Origin of the sequence: Labrenzia sp. R5_0, from assembly GCF_017743835.1 — a bacterium.
Classification (GTDB): Bacteria; Pseudomonadota; Alphaproteobacteria; order Rhizobiales; family Stappiaceae; genus Roseibium; species Roseibium algicola.
Genome location: NZ_JAGHRK010000006.1, coordinates 195,995 through 214,446 on the forward strand (window position 1 = coordinate 195,995; position 18,452 = coordinate 214,446).

19 protein-coding genes are annotated in these 18,452 nt (G+C 59.7%); 8 read left to right on the forward strand and 11 right to left on the reverse strand.

Annotation, left to right across the window (positions count from 1 at the left end; translation table 11 throughout):
• Positions 1-10: 10 nt before the first annotated feature.
• Together purE and J7447_RS26155 are read right to left on the reverse strand one after the other, a co-directional pair.
• A complete protein-coding gene (gene purE / locus J7447_RS26150) occupies positions 11-499 on the reverse strand; it encodes a 5-(carboxyamino)imidazole ribonucleotide mutase (protein ID WP_055661187.1) in 489 nt (162 codons plus the stop codon).
• A gap of 148 nt (positions 500-647) precedes the next feature.
• Positions 648-854, reverse strand: coding sequence for a DUF465 domain-containing protein (locus J7447_RS26155; RefSeq protein ID WP_023003497.1), 207 nt, complete (start codon positions 852-854; stop codon positions 648-650).
• A gap of 355 nt (positions 855-1,209) precedes the next feature.
• On the opposite strand from J7447_RS26155, the gene J7447_RS26160 reads away from it, so the two are divergent.
• Positions 1,210-1,389, forward strand: coding sequence for a DUF465 domain-containing protein (locus J7447_RS26160; protein WP_031270536.1), 180 nt, complete (start codon positions 1,210-1,212; stop codon positions 1,387-1,389).
• Positions 1,390-1,447: 58 nt separating this feature from the next.
• On the opposite strand, the gene J7447_RS26165 is transcribed toward J7447_RS26160, so the two are convergent.
• Both J7447_RS26165 and J7447_RS26170 read right to left on the reverse strand, forming a co-directional pair.
• Positions 1,448-3,082, reverse strand: a complete 1,635-nt coding sequence (locus J7447_RS26165) for an acyl-CoA synthetase (protein WP_209171431.1) — start codon at positions 3,080-3,082, stop codon at positions 1,448-1,450.
• A 201-nt stretch (positions 3,083-3,283) separates the two neighbouring features.
• The gene (locus J7447_RS26170) at positions 3,284-4,048 is read right to left on the reverse strand and encodes a sulfite exporter TauE/SafE family protein (RefSeq protein WP_023003494.1); all 765 of its coding nucleotides are present in this window, start codon (positions 4,046-4,048) and stop codon (positions 3,284-3,286) included.
• Positions 4,049-4,233: 185 nt separating this feature from the next.
• Between J7447_RS26170 and J7447_RS26175 the strand changes: the two genes are divergently transcribed.
• Positions 4,234-6,141: a propionyl-CoA synthetase gene (locus J7447_RS26175; RefSeq protein ID WP_023003493.1), complete on the forward strand. Its 1,908-nt coding sequence runs from the start codon at positions 4,234-4,236 to the stop codon at positions 6,139-6,141.
• 135 nt (positions 6,142-6,276) lie between these two features.
• The gene (locus tag J7447_RS26180) at positions 6,277-7,068 is read left to right on the forward strand and encodes a 3-oxoacyl-ACP reductase family protein (protein ID WP_055661189.1); all 792 of its coding nucleotides are present in this window, start codon (positions 6,277-6,279) and stop codon (positions 7,066-7,068) included.
• 65 nt (positions 7,069-7,133) lie between these two features.
• Here J7447_RS26180 and J7447_RS26185 read toward each other — a convergent pair whose 3' ends face one another.
• Positions 7,134-8,942 (reverse strand): ABC transporter transmembrane domain-containing protein, encoded by a 1,809-nt coding sequence (locus J7447_RS26185; protein WP_353653820.1) that lies wholly within the window; start codon positions 8,940-8,942, stop codon positions 7,134-7,136.
• A 319-nt stretch (positions 8,943-9,261) separates the two neighbouring features.
• On the opposite strand from J7447_RS26185, the gene rpmE reads away from it, so the two are divergent.
• Positions 9,262-9,486, forward strand: a complete 225-nt coding sequence (gene rpmE, locus J7447_RS26190) for a 50S ribosomal protein L31 (protein ID WP_006932159.1) — start codon at positions 9,262-9,264, stop codon at positions 9,484-9,486.
• Positions 9,487-9,861: 375 nt separating this feature from the next.
• Here rpmE and J7447_RS26195 read toward each other — a convergent pair whose 3' ends face one another.
• On the reverse strand, positions 9,862-10,401 hold the full coding sequence (locus J7447_RS26195; protein WP_023003489.1) for a DUF1465 family protein: 540 nt from the start codon (positions 10,399-10,401) through the stop codon (positions 9,862-9,864).
• A 414-nt stretch (positions 10,402-10,815) separates the two neighbouring features.
• On the reverse strand, positions 10,816-11,013 hold the full coding sequence (locus J7447_RS26200; RefSeq protein ID WP_023003488.1) for a DUF1192 family protein: 198 nt from the start codon (positions 11,011-11,013) through the stop codon (positions 10,816-10,818).
• A 183-nt stretch (positions 11,014-11,196) separates the two neighbouring features.
• Here J7447_RS26200 and J7447_RS26205 point away from each other — a divergent pair, with 183 nt between their 5' ends.
• From J7447_RS26205 to J7447_RS26215, 3 genes are all read left to right on the forward strand, one after another.
• Positions 11,197-12,201 carry an NAD(P)H-quinone oxidoreductase gene (locus tag J7447_RS26205; protein WP_209171432.1) on the forward strand — a complete coding sequence of 335 codons (1,005 nt, stop codon included), beginning with the start codon at positions 11,197-11,199 and terminating at the stop codon, positions 12,199-12,201.
• 155 nt (positions 12,202-12,356) lie between these two features.
• Positions 12,357-13,097, forward strand: a complete 741-nt coding sequence (locus J7447_RS26210; RefSeq protein ID WP_055661191.1) for a cell cycle transcriptional regulator TrcR — start codon at positions 12,357-12,359, stop codon at positions 13,095-13,097.
• Between the two features lie 208 nt (positions 13,098-13,305).
• On the forward strand, positions 13,306-14,262 hold the full coding sequence (locus J7447_RS26215) for a TAXI family TRAP transporter solute-binding subunit (RefSeq protein WP_077291758.1): 957 nt from the start codon (positions 13,306-13,308) through the stop codon (positions 14,260-14,262).
• A gap of 1 nt (position 14,263) precedes the next feature.
• Here J7447_RS26215 and J7447_RS26220 read toward each other — a convergent pair whose 3' ends face one another.
• On the reverse strand, positions 14,264-14,542 hold the full coding sequence (locus J7447_RS26220; RefSeq protein ID WP_209171459.1) for a hypothetical protein: 279 nt from the start codon (positions 14,540-14,542) through the stop codon (positions 14,264-14,266).
• Between J7447_RS26220 and J7447_RS26225 the strand changes: the two genes are divergently transcribed.
• A complete protein-coding gene (locus tag J7447_RS26225; protein WP_286189610.1) occupies positions 14,541-16,289 on the forward strand; it encodes a TRAP transporter fused permease subunit in 1,749 nt (582 codons plus the stop codon). The genes J7447_RS26220 and J7447_RS26225 overlap by 2 nt on opposite strands.
• Before the next feature lie 9 nt (positions 16,290-16,298).
• On the opposite strand, the gene J7447_RS26230 is transcribed toward J7447_RS26225, so the two are convergent.
• The 3 genes from J7447_RS26230 to J7447_RS26240 all read right to left on the reverse strand — a co-directional run bounded on the left by J7447_RS26230 (position 16,299) and on the right by J7447_RS26240 (position 18,450).
• Positions 16,299-16,547 carry a DUF1272 domain-containing protein gene (locus tag J7447_RS26230; RefSeq protein WP_209171433.1) on the reverse strand — a complete coding sequence of 83 codons (249 nt, stop codon included), beginning with the start codon at positions 16,545-16,547 and terminating at the stop codon, positions 16,299-16,301.
• Between the two features lie 69 nt (positions 16,548-16,616).
• Positions 16,617-17,306: a M50 family metallopeptidase gene (locus J7447_RS26235; RefSeq protein WP_209171434.1), complete on the reverse strand. Its 690-nt coding sequence runs from the start codon at positions 17,304-17,306 to the stop codon at positions 16,617-16,619.
• 103 nt (positions 17,307-17,409) lie between these two features.
• Positions 17,410-18,450 (reverse strand): peptidoglycan -binding protein, encoded by a 1,041-nt coding sequence (locus tag J7447_RS26240; protein WP_209171435.1) that lies wholly within the window; start codon positions 18,448-18,450, stop codon positions 17,410-17,412.
• Positions 18,451-18,452 lie beyond the last annotated feature (2 nt).

Here is an 18,452-nt window from a genome sequence, read left to right on the forward strand (position 1 = left end):
TCGGGCTATTTCAGTCGTTGGATGGCGTTTCGGCGACGGCGGCAGTGCGCTCGGCGCGGAAGGCGGTGAGGGCGGCGTCGATTGCCGGATCATGCAGGGCCAGGACGGCAGCGGCCAGCAGGGCGGCGTTGGTGGCACCCGCCTTGCCGATGGCAAGCGTGCCGACCGGAATGCCGGCGGGCATCTGCACGATGGACAGGAGACTGTCCTCGCCGGAAAGCGCCTTGCTTTCGACCGGAACACCGAAGACGGGCAGTGGCGTCAGGGCCGCGGTCATGCCTGGAAGATGGGCTGCACCGCCTGCGCCTGCGATGATGATCTTGAAGCCTTCGGCCTTTGCGCTCTTGGCGAAGTCGTACATCCGGTCCGGCGTGCGGTGGGCGGAGACGATGCGTGCCTCGTAGCTGACGCCGAGCTGGTCCAGCGTGTCGGCGGCGTGTTTCATTGTCGGCCAGTCCGACTGACTTCCCATGATGATGGCGACATCCGCTTTGGCCATAAAATGCTCCAGTTTCCGGCGGGCTCAGAAGAGCCGCGGAGTATAGGCAGCGCGCCGCGCATCGCAAGCGCGAATCGGCAGATTTCGTGTCGGAAATTCACAATCGGGGTGCATGGTGCCGATGCGGGAAACCCGGTGGCAGGCAAGCTCAGGCGATGATGTCCGGGAACAGCTGATCCTCAAGTGCCGTGATCCGGTCCTTGATCATCAGTTTCTTCTTCTTCAGCCGCTGCAGCTGCAAGGCATCTTGGTTCGAAGTTGAGGCGAGTGCCTCGACGGCCGCATCAAGATCTCTGTGTTCCTGGCGAAGCTGCGCCAGTTGCAAACGCAACGCATCACTATCCATCTGCGCCATCTATGTCCCCCAAACAGGAGATAAGTCCTAATCCATTTTGCCGATGACGGGCAAGATATCATCTTAGGCCAGCCGGTGGCCGGTTTTCAAAAGTCCCTTGCTTTCGTCACGCGAACCGGGGTGCAGGTCACGATTTCGTATGTTGAAAACTTGTGAACTGGCAAATCTTTCAAGGGTAATTTTCGTGAGTTTTAAGTGTCTTAATTGGGGCCGCTTCTTCAGGGTTTCCTAAGGATAGCCGCGAGAATGCATAATTTGACGGCGAAACGCTCAAGCTATGCGCAAAGAACAATCGACAACGCCGGAATTCCTGTGGCACGATGAAAATGTTGAGCCAACAGACAGGAGGTTATCCATGTCAATGCAGTCGCATCTCGCAGAACTTGAGCGCCGTCACGCGGAAATGGAACGCAAGATTGAAGACGCTCAGTTACATCCGAGTACAGACTCCCTGCAATTGGCTGACATGAAGCGTCAAAAGCTCAAGATCAAGGATGAGATTACGCGAATACGGGAAAAGGAAACGCTCCATTAGAGGGCAGTTCCTCTGAGATTGAACGCCGCGCATTGCGCGGCGTTTTTGTTTTCAGCTGCTAGAGCGCCTTTGCCTGCTCGCGCAGGGCGAATTTCTGGATTTTGCCTGTCGAGGTTTTGGGCAATTCGCAGAAGACAATAGTCTTCGGGGCCTTGAAGCTGGCAAGCTGCTGCCTGCAGAAGGCAATCAGGTCGGCCTCGCTAACCGTTGAGCCGTCCTTCAGCTCGACAAAGGCACAAGGGGTTTCGCCCCATTTCTCGTCCGGCTTTGCCACCACTGCGGCGGCCTGCACGTCGGCGTGCTTGTAGAGCACTTCTTCCACTTCGATGGAGGAGATGTTCTCGCCGCCGGAGATGATGATGTCCTTGGACCGGTCCTTCAGCTGGACATAGCCGTCGGGGTGCAGGACGCCGAGGTCTCCGGAATGGAACCAGCCGCCCTTGAAGGCCTTCTCGGTCGCTTCCGGGTTTTTCAAATAGCCCTTCATCACGACATTGCCGCGGAACATGACCTCGCCAAGGGTCTCGCCATCGGCAGGCACCGGCTCCAGCGTTTCCGGGTCGAGCACCGTCAGACCTTCCAGCGCGACATAGCGTACGCCCTGGCGTGCCTTTTTCTGTGCCTGTTCGGCAAGCGGCAGGTCGTTCCATTCGACCTTCCAGTCGTTGACGACCGCCGGGCCGTAGACTTCCGTAAGTCCGTAGAGATGGGTGACGTTGAAACCGGCGGTCTTCATGGCTGCGAGCACGCTTTCCGGCGGCGGGGCGGCGGCTGTGAAGAATTCCACTTCGCGGTCTAGATCGCGCTTGTGCTCGGGTGCTGCGTTGAGGAGCGTCGACATGATGATCGGCGCGCCGCACAGGTGGGTGACGCCTTCATCGGCAATCAGGTCCCACATGGTTTGCGGGCGGACCCAGCGCAGACAGACATGGGTTCCGGCGACAAGCGACAGGGACCAGGGAAAGCACCAGCCGTTGCAGTGGAACATCGGCAGGGTCCAGAGGTAGACCGGGTGCTTGGCCATGGAGGCGGTAATCACATTCGCCTGGGCCAGCAGATAGGCGCCGCGGTGGTGGTAGACCACGCCCTTCGGATTGCCCGTGGTGCCGGAGGTGTAGTTGAGCGCGATCGCATCCCATTCGTCATCCGGAAGCGACCAGGCAAAGTCCGGGTCGCCCGATTGCACGAATTGCTCATAGTCGAGGCTGCCGAGACGTTCGCCTTCCTGCGGAAATTCGGTGTCGGAAAAGTCGATCACGGTAGGTGTCACCGTCGCAATCGACAGGGCTTCCTTGACGACCGGCGCATATTCACGATCGGTGATCAGCACCTTGCAATCGGCATGGTCGAGCTGGAAGGCAATGATAGCAGCATCGAGGCGTGTGTTCATGGAATGCAGAACCGCACCGGCCATCGGTACCCCGTAGTGGGCTTCCAGCATCGGCGGCACGTTGGACAGCATGACGCTGACCGTATCGTTCTTGCCGATTCCGAGCCGCGTCAATGCGGATCCAAGCTGGCGCGCCCGCCGGTAAAAGGTCCGGTAGTCGGTCCGCTGACGGCCATGGACGATCGCAACCGTGTCCGGAAACACATCCGCCGCTCTTGCCAGGAAGCTCAGCGGACTGAGCGGTGCATAATTGGCGGTGTTCTTGTCGAGACCCCGGGCGAAGGGGTTGACGCTGGCATCCATGACCATCCTCCCTGAAGCATCCCGCCAACAGATGGGAACGGGATGCCAAAAACGTCTTGAGACCAATCTGGTGCCCTCCGCCACATGGGGGGAAGGCACGGTGACCGGTTGATTTTGGCCGTATCAAAACCGGAAACGGTTTGCCGTGCAATTGGTCATTGGCGGGGGTATCCCCTTAGACGATCCACCCCGCGCGCCATGTCAGGCAAGAAGGCCGACAATTCCATCATAAGTCAGCTTGGCGCCGATCACGCCCATGAAGATATAGATGATGGCGTAGAACATTTCCGCCTTGACGATGCGCACCAGCCAGACGCCGACAAGAGTTGCCACCAGCGCAACTGGAAACAGCGTGACGGAAGTCGACAGGTTGGTGGCGTCGAATTGTCCCAGCAGGAAATAGGGCACCAGCTTGATCGCGTTCACGGTGGCGAAAAAGATGACCGCCGTTCCGGCGAACAGCATGGGCGCCATGCGCAGCGGCAGCATGTACATCTGAAAGGGTGGGCCGCCGGTGTGGCTGATGAAGCTGGTGAAGCCTGCCATCATGCCCCAGAACGTGCCCTTCGGCAGATTGTGACCGCTTGCGGTGGTGATCTTGCGCTGCTTGAAGAGATAATCGGCGACGAAGGCCAGGGACATTATGCCGATCAGGAAGATGACGAAGGAGTCGTTGACATAGGCGGCCGTGGCCCAGCCGATGCCAATGCCCATCACGGCCGCGGGCAGCAGAATGCTGAGGGTTTTCCAGTCAGCACGGCCGCGATAGGCAATCAGCGCGACAATGTCCATCACGATCAGGATCGGCAACATTATGCCGGCGGCCTGCAGCGGTGAAATGACGAGCGCCATGATCGGCACTCCAAGCATGGCGAAGGTACCGCCGAACCCGCCCTTGGACAGGCCGACCAGAAAGACCGACGGAATGGCGGCCGCATAGAACCAGGGATCAGTAATTGGGATCATGTGCTGAGAAACGCGAGGAGTAGAACGGACAGGCCCGGCAGACAATCATGCCAGAGTGCTTACGTAAAGTCCCGAAGGCCGAATTGCCTATAAGCGGAGGCTTGCAATTTCGGGTGCCCTTACAGCACTCTAGGCCGCAAAAGCCGGAGCTGTGTCTCCGGGCTTGTGTTTGGGAGGACATTGTCATGGCAAGCCGGTATCACGAGATCTACCAGGGCTGGAAACAGGATCCGCTCGGGTTCTGGAAAGAGGCCGCTGAGGAAATCGATTGGGTCTCGACGGGCGACAAGGTGTTCGATCCCGATCAGGGGCAATATGGCCGCTGGTATCCTGATTGGGAGTGCAACACCTGCTACAACTGCCTGGACCGGCACGTGGAGCGCGGTCGTCCCGGCCAGCCGGCACTTATCTATGACAGCCCGATTACCGGACGGACGGCAAGCTACACCTATGCGGAGCTTCTGGAAGAAGTGGAGGCCATGGCCTGCGTGCTGGCCGACCAGGGCCTCGTCAAAGGCGACCGAGCCATCATCTACATGCCGATGATCCCCCAGGCAGTGATGGCGATGCTGGCTTGTGCGCGTCTTGGTGTCATTCATTCCGTCGTCTTCGGCGGGTTCGCCGCAAACGAACTGGCAACGCGAATCGATGATGCGACCCCGAAGGCAATCATCGCAGCGTCCTGCGGCATCGAGCCGGGCCGCGTCATTGCCTACAAGCCCCTGATCGATCAGGCCATCGATATTGCCAGGCACAAGCCGGAAAGCTGCCTCGTCTTCCAGCGCGAGGAACTGACGGCGGACCTGAAAGCGGGCAGGGACCATGATCTCGGAGCTCTTCAGGCAGATGCTGTCGCGGCCGGGCGCAGGATCGCGCCGGTTCCGGTGAAGGCAACCGACCCGCTCTATATTCTCTACACTTCCGGCACGACCGGTCAGCCCAAGGGTGTCGTTCGCGATAACGGCGGCCACATGGTGGCACTGAAATGGTCGATGAAGAACCTTTACGACATTCAGCCAGGGGAAGTTTTCTGGGCGGCATCAGACGTCGGCTGGGTGGTTGGCCATTCCTACATCTGCTACGCGCCGCTATTGCACGGCTGCACCACGATCGTGTTCGAGGGCAAGCCTGTGGGGACGCCGGATGCGGGAACGTTCTGGCGGGTTATTTCCGACCATAACATCGTATCGCTGTTCACGGCGCCGACTGCCTTCAGGGCGATTCGCAAGGAAGACCCGAAAGGCGAGTTGATCCAGAAATATGATCTGTCCCAGTTCCGGTCCCTGTTTCTGGCGGGAGAGCGTGCGGACCCTGAAACGGTCAACTGGGCCATCGACCAATTGCAGGTGCCGGTGATCGACCACTGGTGGCAGACGGAAACCGGCTGGTGCATCGTCGGCAATCCGGTTGGTCTCGGCCAGTTGCCGGTCAAGCCGGGGTCTCCCACCGTGCCGATGCCCGGCTACGACGTCCAGGTGCTGGACGATGCCGGCCATCCGCTGGGCGCCAATACGCTTGGCAACATCGTGGTGCAACTGCCGCTGCCGCCGGGTTCATTGCCGACTTTGTGGAATGCGGACAAGCGATTCTTCGATGCCTATCTCGCCGAGTTCCCCGGTTACTACAAGACGGCGGATGCCGGGATCATTGATGACGACGGGTATCTGTCGATCATGGCGCGGACCGACGACATCATCAACGTTGCCGGTCACCGACTGTCGACGGGCGGCATGGAAGAGGTGCTGGCCACGCATCCCGATGTTGCCGAATGTGCCGTCATCGGCATTGCAGACAAACTGAAAGGCCAGCTGCCTTGCGGGTTCGTTGTTTTGAAAGCCGGTGTCGACCGGACCCACGACGAGATCGAGAAGGAGCTTATCAAGCTGGTGCGCGACAAGATCGGCCCGGTGGCGGCGTTCAAGATCGCGATCACCGTCGACCGGTTGCCGAAAACGCGTTCCGGCAAGATCCTTCGAGGCACCATGCGCCAGATCGCCGACGGAGAAAGCTGGAAAATGCCGGCCACGATCGACGATCCGGCAATCCTGGACGAGATTACCGAAGCGCTCAAAACACACGGGATTTCCGTCTGAATTGACCAGGTGACGTTGCTGGAGGGCGATAACAGCCATCGACACAGCCGTTTTTGACACTTAATGTCGGGCCGCCGCGAAGCGGCCCGCGCTATTTGCGCATCAGAATTAAACTCAAGCAGCCGTGAGGTTTCCGTGTCTTTGGAGAATAAGGTCGCCATCATTACCGGGGCAGCCCGTGGGATCGGATTTGCAGTCGCCAAGCGCTTTGTCGCCGATGGCGCGAAGGTCGTGATTGCCGATGTGGATGACGAAGCCGGTGAAGCCGCGGCTGAAGATCTGAAATCGCAGGGCGAGGCAATGTACATCCATTGCAACGTCGCTGAACGTCTGGACGTTCGCAATCTGGTTGCCGAAACGCTGAACGCCTATGGCGACATCGATGTGCTGGTCAACAACGCCGGCATCGTGGTCGGCGCGGATTTCCTCGACCTGGAAGAAGAGGACTTCGAGCGCGTCCTGTCGATCAACCTGAAGGGCGCTTTCCTGTGCTCGCAGGCCGTTGCCCGCCACATGGTGGAAAAGGTTCAGAACGGTGGCGAGCCGGGCTGCATCGTCAACATGTCGTCGGTCAACTCGGTGCTCGCGATCCCGAACCAGATCCCCTACTGCGTTTCGAAGGGTGGCATGTCGCAGCTGACCAAGACGACCGCCCTGTCGCTTGCCCAGTACGGTATCCGCGTCAACGCTATCGGGCCGGGCTCGATCATGACCGAGATGCTGGCGTCGGTGAACAGCGATCCGGCGGCGAAGAACCGCATCCTGTCGCGGACGCCGATGCTGCGCGTCGGCGAACCGTCCGAAATCGCCAGCGTCGCCGCGTTCCTGGCGTCCAGCGATGCCAGCTACGTCACCGGTCAGACGATCTTCGCCGACGGTGGCCGCATGCCGCTCAACTATACGGTCGCGGTTCCCGACGACGCGTGATTTGACATCGGCATTCATCAACCAAGAAGGGCGGCAATCATGCCGCCCTTTTCACGTTTGACGGGCTATGCGGTTTCCGCGTCCAGCTCGGCACCAAACTGCAGCCTAGCAAGCTTGGCATAAAGGCCACCGGCAGCGGTCAGTTCGCCGTGTGTCCCGGTTTCGACAATCCGGCCGTTTTCCATCACCACGATCCTGTCTGCCTTGAGAACCGTCGCCAGCCGGTGCGCGATCACCAATGTGGTCCGGTTCTCCATCAGCCGGTCGAGGGCTTGCTGGACCAGATTTTCGCTTTCCGCATCGAGCGCACTTGTGGCTTCGTCCAGCAGCAGCACGGGTGCGTGTTTCAGGACGGCACGGGCAATGGCAATGCGCTGGCGCTGGCCGCCGGAAAGGGTAATGCCGCGTTCGCCGACGATGGTGTCGTAGCCGTCCGACATCTTCTCGATGAAAGGGGCCGCAAGCGCTGCTTCCGCGGCGGCGATGACTTCTTCCTGGCTGGCGTCCGGCCGTCCGTAGGCGATGTTCTCCGCAATGCTGGCACCAAAGATAGCCGTGTCCTGCGGCACCAGTGCGATATGGCGGCGCAGGTCTTCCGGGTCGAGATCCGGCAGGGCAACGCCATTGAGGCGGATGTCACCCGAGACAGGATCGTAGAACCGCATCAGCAGGCTGAAGAGGGTCGACTTGCCTGCGCCGGAAGGTCCGACCACGGCCACGGTTTCGCCCGGTGATATGGTGAGGCTGAGGTCGCGGACGACGGGCATTTTCTCCGCGTTGCGATAGGCGAAAGACACATCCTGGAAGACGATCTCGCCGCGCGGCGTCTCGGGCAGGCTGACCGGGTTTTCAGGTGCGGCAATTTCCGGCTGGATTTCCAGAAGTTCCGACAGGCGCTCTGCCGCGCCGGCTGCCTGTGAGAGTTCGCCCCAGACTTCGGAGAGGGCAGCCAGGGATCCGGCCGCCAGAATGGAATAGAGCAGGAACTGGCTGAGTTCACCGCCGGTGATCCTGCCGGAGAAGACGTCGCTCGCACCGATCCAGAGGACGGCGACGATGCTGGCCCCGATCACCATGATGGCAAAGCCGGTCAGCGCAGCGCGGGCGACGATTGCCTGACGGGCAGCCTGGAAGGCGGCATTGACGGCATCTGCGTAGCGGCCTGCGCTGCGGCTTTCATGGGTAAAGGCCTGAAGCGTGCGGACCGAGCCCAACATCTCGCTTGCATAGGCTGATGCTTCAGCAAGGGTATCCTGGGCAAAGCGGGACCTTCTGCGCACCTGGCGCCCGAAGCCGAGGATTGGAATGAGAATGACCGGGATAGCTGCCAGGACGATGACGGAAAGCCGTGGACTGGTGACGACCATCATCACGGCAGCGCCCAGGAACATGATCAGGTTGCGCATGGCAAGCGATGCGCTGGAGCCGAAGGCAGCCTTGATCTGGGTGGTGTCGGCCGTCAAACGGGAGAGGATTTCCCCGGATTTGGCGCTGTCGTAAAAGACCGGGCTGAGCCTGGTCATATGAGCAAAGACATCGGAGCGCACATCGGCGACGACCCGTTCGCCAATCCACATGACCAGGAAATAGCGAACGGAACTGGCAGTTGCCAGGGCGCACACCACGCCGATCAGCACGGCGAAATAGGAATTGACCAGCGCGGGGTCATCGGCGCCGAAGCCGAAGTCGATCATCCGGCGGACCGCCGCAGGAAGAACAAGCGTTATGACGGCGGCCGAGAACAGGGCTGCGACTGCCGCTGCAACCATGATCTTGTGCCGGAAGAGATACGGCAGCAGCCGGGTAAGCGGGCGAAGCGATCTGCGGGACTTTCCGGATGGGGATGGGGTTTCGTTGGCAGGGGCGTCGGCCACTGGGGTCTCCTTGTTGTTCCTTTCCGTCTTAGCATGTTCCGCAGTGCGGACAATGACTTTGGACAAAGCCGCCAAGAGCTTTAAAAGGGCTTTGCCGGAGGAAAGCGGGCCGCGTCGGCGAGGGGTTGAAATCCTTTGCCTGAGATAGCTGGAAATTGCCGGAATTTGCCCCTTGTCTTGGCTCCTTCCATGGGGTATATCCCCGCCTCATGTTTCTGAGGGCGGCGTCCGCAACCGGATCGGCGGCCCCTCATTTCGTTTTGCGTTTGCTTGGCGGCTTTCCCGGAAGGTTGTCACAGGGCGCTTGAAAGGACCGGCCATGAAAGCGGATATTCATCCCGACTACCACACCATCAAGGTCGTCATGACCGATGGCACCGAATACACCACCCGCTCCACTTATGGTGCGGAAGGCGACACCCTGACGCTCGACATCGACCCGACGTCCCACCCGGCATGGACCGGTGGTGACCGTCAGCTGATGGACCGCGGCGGCCGCGTGTCCCGCTTCAAGAACAAGTTCGCTGGCTTCCTGGGCTCCTAAGCTTCAGCCACGACAGTTTCAAACGAAAAACCCGGCCTCTGGCCGGGTTTTTTGTGTTTTGAGGCCCGCAGGAAGCGCAGCAAGTACAATGTCACCCAGGGCGAGCACCGCGAGATCCGGGATTTACCCGTTTCCTGAGAGCTGGCCAGAGAGCTGAGCAGAGACCTGACAAGTGACTTGGCCAGAAAACTCGAGTGTGTTGACCTTTATCAGTAAACCCTGGCGCCTCGGCACTCGGCGTTGAGTACAGGCTTCGGATCTACGCTTTGCTACTCGGGAGGCACCCCGGGGCTTTACTGGGATCCGGCGCAGGCTCACCCAAAACAAAAAGCCGCCTTGCGGCGGCTTTTCGAATTCGAAAGAGGTTGATCGGACTTAGCCGAACTTGCCGAATGCGGCGTGCAGCTTGTTGATCTGGGAAGCGACCGGATTGTCGTTCGTGGCTTCCTCGACCTGCTCTGCGTCCTTGCGGTACAGCATCTTGTCGAGGTGGACGACGCGTTCCTGCAGCCGGGAAGAGCGGTCAACCAGCTCGCGCAACGTTTCCGGCAGATCAGTCCAGGTTGGGCCGCCCGCAGCAGTGGACAGCTTGTCGAGGCGAACCTTGTTCTTCTCGCTGCCGGCCTGCTCACGGGACATCTCGCCCTCGTTGACCGCACGCTGCAGCAGCAGCCAGGAGGCCAGCTGCATGAGCCGGGTGGTCAGACGCATGGACTCCGTCGCGTAGGCGAGGGAGGCGGGGCGCGGAAGCTGCTTGGCTTCTTCGCGGCCGTTGCCGTCCAGGTACATTGCGGTTTCCTCGACCAGCGACATGCCTTCCTGAAACAGGCTCTGGAAGCTGTCGGAGCTGGCAAGGTGATGCGCGATATGAACTGCGCTTCCTGTGTCACCGGCTTTTTTGATGTCGTCCGTCATAGGATTGCTAAGCCTCAATTACTCTTCCGGTTATCCTGCCATCTCTTCTTGGTCTGTCCCGGGATATGACATCCCGTTTCAGGTGTTCCTTTTTGGAACGATGCAGGTCTTCATGGCCTGTATCCAGCAAAGCGCGTGCCAAACGGACAAGTAAACGGCCATTAACCAGAACATTGACAAGATACTATGAGGCGTTGGCAAAAAAAAGAGCCGCTTGGTTGCGGCTCTGAGTCTTTAACAGGGAGGCGTCAAACAGAGTGGACAGGAGCCACTCACATCCAGATGACTGGATAGCTATGTTTATATTTTAGAAAGATTAATAAGAGGTAAACGAGTAAATTTTTACCTATCAGCTTTACTGTAAGTGCGTGTCAAAAAAGGACATAAACTCAAGTTCTGTAATAATTTACAGGGTCACTTCTGGAAAATTGAGTTGGCTGCATCGCGAATAGTGCCGCGTTGCTCAAGCTCCTTCTGGGTACGGTTAATTTCACCCTTCAGAGCTTCGATCCGTTCCTGCAGCTCCGCCTCGGAAAGACGAGACAATTCTTCCCCTACGGTAACCGCGCCAAGTGGTGATTTTTTGGGGACATCTTCATCAAACAGGTTCATCGGTTTCCTCCTCTGCGGTCCCGGATCGGGGTCCAGGCGCGTTTCCGACCGTTGTTTAACCCGAGCCCGGGCGGGTTGCCTCGCCGGGCTGTTTTCCTGCAAATAGACAGACGCTCGATTTACCATATGCCAGGCACAGTTGGCCTAGCCAGTCCCAAAATGAACCAAAAAGGAAACGCCTCTATGCAGAATCTGCCGGATCGCATGACCGCCGTTGCCATTTCAGAGCCCGGAGGACCGGAGGTTCTGCGCGTTGAAGAGCGGTCCATTCCCGAATTGGGACAAGTCGAGATCCTGATCAAGGTGGCGGCTGCCGGTGTCAACCGGCCGGATGTCCTGCAGCGCAAGGGGGCCTATCCGCCGCCGAAGGGCGCGTCCGATCTGCCGGGGCTAGAAGTCTCTGGCGAAGTGGTGGCTCTGGGCGAGGGAGCAGGTCGGCACAAGATCGGTGACAAGGTAACGGCGCTCGCCCCTGGCGGCGGCTATGCGACCTACTGCAAGGTGCCGGAAGGACACGCCCTGCCGGTTCCCAAGGGGCTTTCCATGGTGGAGGCCGCAGCCGTTCCGGAAACTTTCTTCACTGTCTGGACCAATGTGTTCGATCGCTGCGGCCTGAAAAGCGGAGAGCGCTTCCTGGTGCATGGCGGCACTTCGGGCATCGGCACGACGGCAATCCAGCTCGCTAAGGCTTTCGGCGCCGAAGTCTTCACCACCGTCGGGTCTGCGGAAAAGGTCGAGGCGGTGAAAAAGCTCGGCGCGGACCATGCCATCAACTACCGTGAAGCGGAGTTCGAAAAGGTGATCCTGGAGATCACGGGCGGCGAAGGGGTGGACGTGATCCTGGACATGGTCGGTGGTGACTATGTTGAACGGAACTGGAAAGCGGCGGCGGTCGAAGGACGTATCTGCCAGATCGCGACGCTGAACGGCATTGCGGAGAACGTCAATTTCTCTCGCCTGATGGTCAAGCGCCTGACCCATACGGGGTCGACGCTGCGTCCACGCAGCGATGCGTTCAAGACGGCAATTGCCGAAAGCCTGAAAGAGAAGGTCTGGCCGCTGCTCGAATCGGGCAAAGTCGCGCCCGTGATGGATTCCACCTACCCCTTGGCCGAGGCCGCGGAAGCCCATCGGCGCATGGAAGGCTCTGGCCATATTGGAAAAATCGTCCTGACGGTGGATGTCTGATGCCGGATGGAGACCTGCAACTGCGCGATTGTTACGCGAGTATTTGCGTTTCCGTGTTTTTCGACATATATTCCGGCCACTTTCCAGGAAACTGATCAAGGAACACCGCTTTTTCGCCCTGCCGGGCGAGGGAGCAGACGAGAGGAATTTATCTGATGGCGAACACGCCGCTTATGCCGAAGGCAACCGCCGTCTGGCTCGTGGACAATACCGCGCTGAGTTTCACTCAGATCGCCTCCTTCTGCAAACTGCACCCGCTTGAAGTGAAGGCAATTGCCGATGGCGAAGCCGCACAGGGGATCAAGGGCCTTGATCCGATCCTGACCGGCCAGCTCTCCCGTGAAGAAGTCGAAAAGGCTCAGAGAGATCCGAACTATCAGCTGAAGCTTCAGGGTTCGAAGGTGGTCGTGCCTGAATCCAAGCGCAAGGGACCGCGTTACACGCCGGTGTCCCGTCGTCAGGACCGTCCGAATGCGATCCTGTGGCTGGTGCGCAACCATCCGGAACTGAAGGATGCGCAGATCATGCGCCTTGTCGGCACCACCAAGCCGACCATTGCCGCAATCCGCGACCGGACCCACTGGAACTCTGCCAACCTGACGCCGTCCGACCCGGTTACTCTGGGCTTGTGCAGCCAGCTTGAGCTGGACATGGAAGTCGAAAAGGCTGCGAAGAATGCTCCGCTGCCGATGGCAGGCGAAGTAAACGAGACCCTGATGTCCGTCGAAGACAGCACCAGCGAAGACGCTATCGCAGCTGCTTTCTCGCTCGATCCGTCCAAGCCGATCCAGCGCGAGGAAGAAGAGGAAATCGACGCCGATGCCGTGTTCGCCAAACTGAACTCGCTGAAGAGCGAAACTCAGGACGAAGACGAAGAAGACGACGAAAACCGCTGATCGCTTCCCGCTTTCTGCAAATTCTGGAACCGCCGGCTGAGTTCAGCCGGCGGTTTTTGTTTGACCTTCCAGACGCATGTTTCCGGCTTGCCCGCCCAGGGTGTGGAATGGCTGAATTTTCGACATGAGCCGTACCCAGATCATATGAAAACGCGTTGCCACGTTGAGGATCACACAATAATCTCCCTGAAAAATTCGGGAGACGTTCATGACCTACAGACTTTTGAAACTTGCTTTTGGCCTGACCCTCGCCTTTGGCTCGTTCCAGGCTCACGCGGAAACGCGGATCACCTATAAATCCGCCAAGACCGGTTCCTCCTATTACCAGATGGGTGTCCAGATCGCGGAAGCCATCAAGGCCGGCAGCAATGGCGACATGATTGTCACCGTGGAAGAAAGCCAAGGCTCCGTTCAGAACGTGATGGAAGCCAAGGCGCGCGGTGGTGACTATGTGTTCACGACGCCGCCAGCGCTCGTTTCCCTTGCCCAGGGCGGCAAGGCCATGTTCGAAGGCAAGGGCGATCCGAAGTTCGATGAAATCCGTGCCCTGTTCCCGATCCCGTCGTTGACCATGCATTTCGTCATGTCGGCCGATAGCGGTGTTTCCGACTTTGCCGGGATGGAAGGCAAGACGATCCTTCTCGGCAAGGGCTCCTTCGGTGCGACGGAAGGCGAAAAATATCTCAAGATGTTCGGCCTCGAAGGCAAGGTGAACATCGCTGACGCGGAACTTTCCAATGCGGTTGCCGCGCTCAAGAATGGCCAGATCGATGGTTTCGTGACCGCCGGTTCCTGGCCCGCGCCGAATGTTATCGAGGCGGCTGCCTCCGCGGACGTGACGGTGCTTTCGCTCAGCGATGAGCAGATTGCCGAAACCAAGCGTTCGAAACTGGTTATTCCGGCCGGGACCTATGCCGGCCAGGCCGAGGACATCGTCACCACCTCGCTACCGGTCGTTGCTTATACGACCAGCGCCATGGACGACGACACAGCCTATGCCCTGACCAAGACCTTCTGGGACGAAAAAGCCAAGATGGGCGAAGAAGCCCCGTGGTGGAACGGTGTCGATCAGGCACTGATGGCCAATATCACCGGCAAGATCCACCCGGGTGCCGCACGCTACTATCAGGAAGCCGGCATTGAATTGACCGACGCCCAGAAGTAAATCACAAGACCGAACGCGGGGCGCCATGGCAGGATCTGCCGGAAAATGGCGCCCCGCATCGTTCGAGCAGACACAGTGGTCCGGCCGAAATCGTCCAACGGGCCCTTCCAGGACTGTCCAAAAGCATCAGTTCCCTGTCTTGCGCAGGAGAGCGCTCTGACAGAATGAAACCGTGCAGCGGCATGTCGCCCCTTCGGCCGATAAGCTGCGCAATCAGATAGAAATACCAGCCCATGATCAGTGGTGACACCGCGACATCGCCCTTCCAGCGAATGGCCATGCTTCTTCTCGCAACGGCGCTTGTCGTATTTCATCTCGGGCTGATCTTCTCCGGTCTGGTGCCGAACCTCGTCAGCCGGCCGCTTCATCTTGCACTTGCCCTGCCATGGATCTTCATCTTTGCCAAAGGCGGTTTTCTCACGCGCGTGAGCGGTGCGGTCCTGTGTGCTGCAGGTGTGGCCGTCTGTCTGTGGATCGTGGCCAACCAGTCCGTGCTTTCGGACCAATACGGCTTTCTGGAAGGTGACTTCCAGTTCTGGATGGCGGGCACCCTGTTGCTGGTTGTGCTTGAGGGCGCGCGTCGCGCAATCGGCTGGCCGTTGCCGGTGGTGGCGGCGCTGGCACTGGCCTATGGCATGTTCGGTCAGCATATTCCGGGTGAATTCGGTCACTCCGGCACGCCGCTTGCGAGTTTTCTCGGCACGCTGACCATTGCTGAAGGTGGGGTCTGGGGAAGCCTGACCGGTGTCTCGGTGGGCGTGGTCGCCATTTTCGTGATTTTCGGCGCTGTTCTGAATGCCGGGGAAGCCGGACAAGGGTTCATGAACGTCGCTGCTGCCGCGGCAGGCCGGCTCAAGGGCGGGGCGGCTAAGGTGTCCGTGTTGTCCTCGGCGCTGTTCGGCTCCATTTCAGGCTCCGCGTCTGCCAATGTGGCTTCCACCGGTGCAATCACTCTTCCGGCCATGACGCGGCTCGGCTACCCTAAAAAACTGGCGGCAGCCGTCGAGGCAGTTGCGTCCTCCGGCGGCCAGATCATGCCGCCTTTGATGGGGGCAGGGGCCTTCGTCATGGTGGAGCTGACACGGGTGCCCTATACCCAGATCATGGCAGCGGCCTTGCTGCCGGCAGTTCTTTATTTCTTCGCGGTCTGGGTGGGCATCAATGCCTATGCCAAGCGGTATGACCTTGCTGCCATCGACCAGGGCGATCAGCCGCAAATGCGCCAGGTGGCCATTACCTCAGCCTTCTTCCTGGTGCCGTTCACCGTGCTGCTGTGGGGCATGTTCGTCGCGCGCTATACACCGCAATACGCTGCCTGCATTGCCATTCTGGCCGGGTTCGCGCTGCTTTTCTTCAACGCCCAAGGCACCTTTGTACTCAAGGACATCCTGCTGCGGCTGGAAAGCGCGGCTTTGAACTCGGCCCGTCAGGTATCGGTCATCGCGGCGATCATCGTCTGTGCATCGATCATCATCGGCGTGCTGGCGATAACCGGGCTCGGCGTCAAGATCACTTCGCTCATTCTGTCCGGGTCGGGTGGATACCTGTGGCCGTCCTTGTTCCTGACCGCGCTTGCCTGTCTGATCCTCGGCATGGAAGTGCCGACGACTGCAGCCTATGTCATCTGTGTTTCCGTTGCCGGACCGGCCTTGATGCAGCAGGGGTTGGAACCCTTGCAGGCGCATCTTTTCGTCTTCTGGTTCGCGCTGCTGTCTACCATCACGCCGCCTGTCTGCGGAGCCGTCTTCATCGCCGCCGGGATGATAGGCGAAAACTGGCTGAAGGTCGCTCTTTCCGCCATGGCACTCGGCATTGGCCTCTACATCATTCCTCTGGCCATGGTCGCCAATCCGGCGGTGCTGGAGCTTGCGGCCCGCCCGCTGCCGGCGTTGCTTGCCGCTGCCAAGATCGGCCTCGGGCTGGGCCTTGTTTCCTACGGCGTCATAGGCTTCAGGAAGCCCTTGCAGAGGCTGGCCGCAAGCGGCGCAGGCCTTCTGATTATCTTTGTCGGGGGCAATCTGCTCTAGGCAGTCGCCCTAGGTACCCTGGCCACAGCCTTCCGGCTTGAAAATCCGTTGTGTCGAAGCTGGATGGCGCAGCAGGGCTGCTGCCGGCCGAATTGGGCGTTGCTGAAAATTGCCGCCGCAGTTGGGGCACGCGCCATTGAGGACGTTTCGGGCGCAGTCCGCACAGAACGTACATTCGAAAGTACAGATAAAGGCTTCTTCCGATTCCGGTGGAAGGTCCTTGTTGCAGCATTCACAATTGGGGCGCAGATCCAGCATGGCGGTCTCCGGTAAGGATGTGTCCGCCAAGGGTCATCCGTTGCGGTCGGTGAGGTCAAGCGGCAATCGCTAGCTCTTTTGAACGCGCTTTCCGAAATCGACGTTGCTGCTCTTCCCGAGGCCGTGTCTGAGGCACAGGTAGATGATGGCGAGGCTTGCCAGCAGCCAGAGTGCACCCCAGAAAATCGTGGGGCCGCCAAACTCTTCCGCCAGCATGTAGGCATCGGAACGGGCACCTGAGCGACGGATGGTGTCGTCGAAAATGTCGAAAGGTACGTAGAGGATGCTGGTCAGGCCGATGACGCGCAGGATCAGGTCGTTGACCGTGACACTGAGGAACCGGGCAGCCGCCAGCATGGCCACGCCGGTGCCGATGCAGAAGGCAAGGGCAAAGAGGTCGCGGATATAGAGCAGCGCAACCAGCAAGGTGAAGGCACCGAGCAGGCCCAGCACGATGCGGTCTGCATTTGTTTTCAGGGCAATCATCAAGAGTGCCATGCCGATGGCAAGTGAGCCGAGATACCCGGCCGTCAGCGTCAGGAACCTGCTGCCACCGCGTGTGATCGCATGGCCACCCTGCCAGGGCGAGAGAGAGATTTCCTCCACGGAACCACCGGTCAGGATGGCCGCCAGCGCGTGGGACAATTCATGCAGATAGACGATCAGGATCTTCAAGGGCACGACCAGGAAGGTGTTCCAGAAGAGGAACATCACGGCGGTAATGAGGATGAGCTGCCAATGGCCTTTGAGGATCTGCATGAAATTGAAAAGTCCGTCTGAGGGCGGAAAAGTCAAGCTGGCATGCTCGGTTCGCCCGACGTCACGCGTGCATTCCTCGGGATCCGTTGAGCTGACGTGAGTCTCAGCGTTCCGTCAGTTTCAGTTCGATCCGGCGGTTCTTGGCCAGGGCGTCCGGTGTTTCCCCTTCTTCCAGCGGCTGGAATTCGCCGAACCCGGCTGCGACAAGCCGCTTGGGGTCGACGCCGCGTTCGATCAGGTAGCGGACCACGGAAATGGCGCGGGCGGCGGAGAGTTCCCAGTTGTTGCGAAGGCGCCCCGTGCCCGACAGGGGGCGGGCGTCGGTGTGCCCGTCGACACGCAGCACCCAGTTGATCTCGTCCGGGATCTGACCGCTGAGTTCCTGGATGGCGTCTGCAAGCTTGTCGAGCTCCTGCCGGCCTTCCGGATTGATGTCTTCCTGACCGCTGTCGAAAAGCACTTCGGACTGGAACACGAACCGGTCGCCAACGACGGAGATGTCGGAACGCTGGGACAGGATTTCGCGCAGGCGACCGAAGAAGTCCGAGCGGTAGCGCGACAGTTCCTGCACGCGCTGAACCAGTGCGGCGTTCAGCCTCTTGCCGAGGCTGGCGATCTTGGCCTGGCCGTCGGCTTCCTTTGCCTCGGAAGCTTCAAGAGCAGCGTTAGCGGCAGCTATCTGGCGGCGTAGTGCCGCGATCTGCTGATTGAGCAGCTCCACCTGCGCAAGGGCGTCCTGGCTGATCTGACGTTCGTCATCGAGCAGGTTTTCCAGCTGGGTGGCGCGTCCGCCGGCCGCATCGGCTGCACCGGAACTGTTTTCCAGAAGGCCAAGCAGCCGGGTCTGTTCGCTCTGTGCATCGGAAAGGCTGGCCTGCAGGCCGAGGATCGTGTCTTCCAGCTCCCCGGAATTGGCGCGCTCCAGGGCGAGAAGCTCCGTCAGCTCGCTGATCTGGGCATTCAGTCGGTTCAGCACCGTGTCGCGGCCCGATAGCTGCTGCGACAGGAAGAACTGGGCGATCATGAAGATGGACAGCAGGAAGATGATGACGAGTAGCAGTGTCGCCATGGCATCAACAAAGCCGGGCCAGTAGTCGGTCGACTGGGCCCTTCGGCGAGCGCGCAATCCTGCCAGTCCGGCCATCG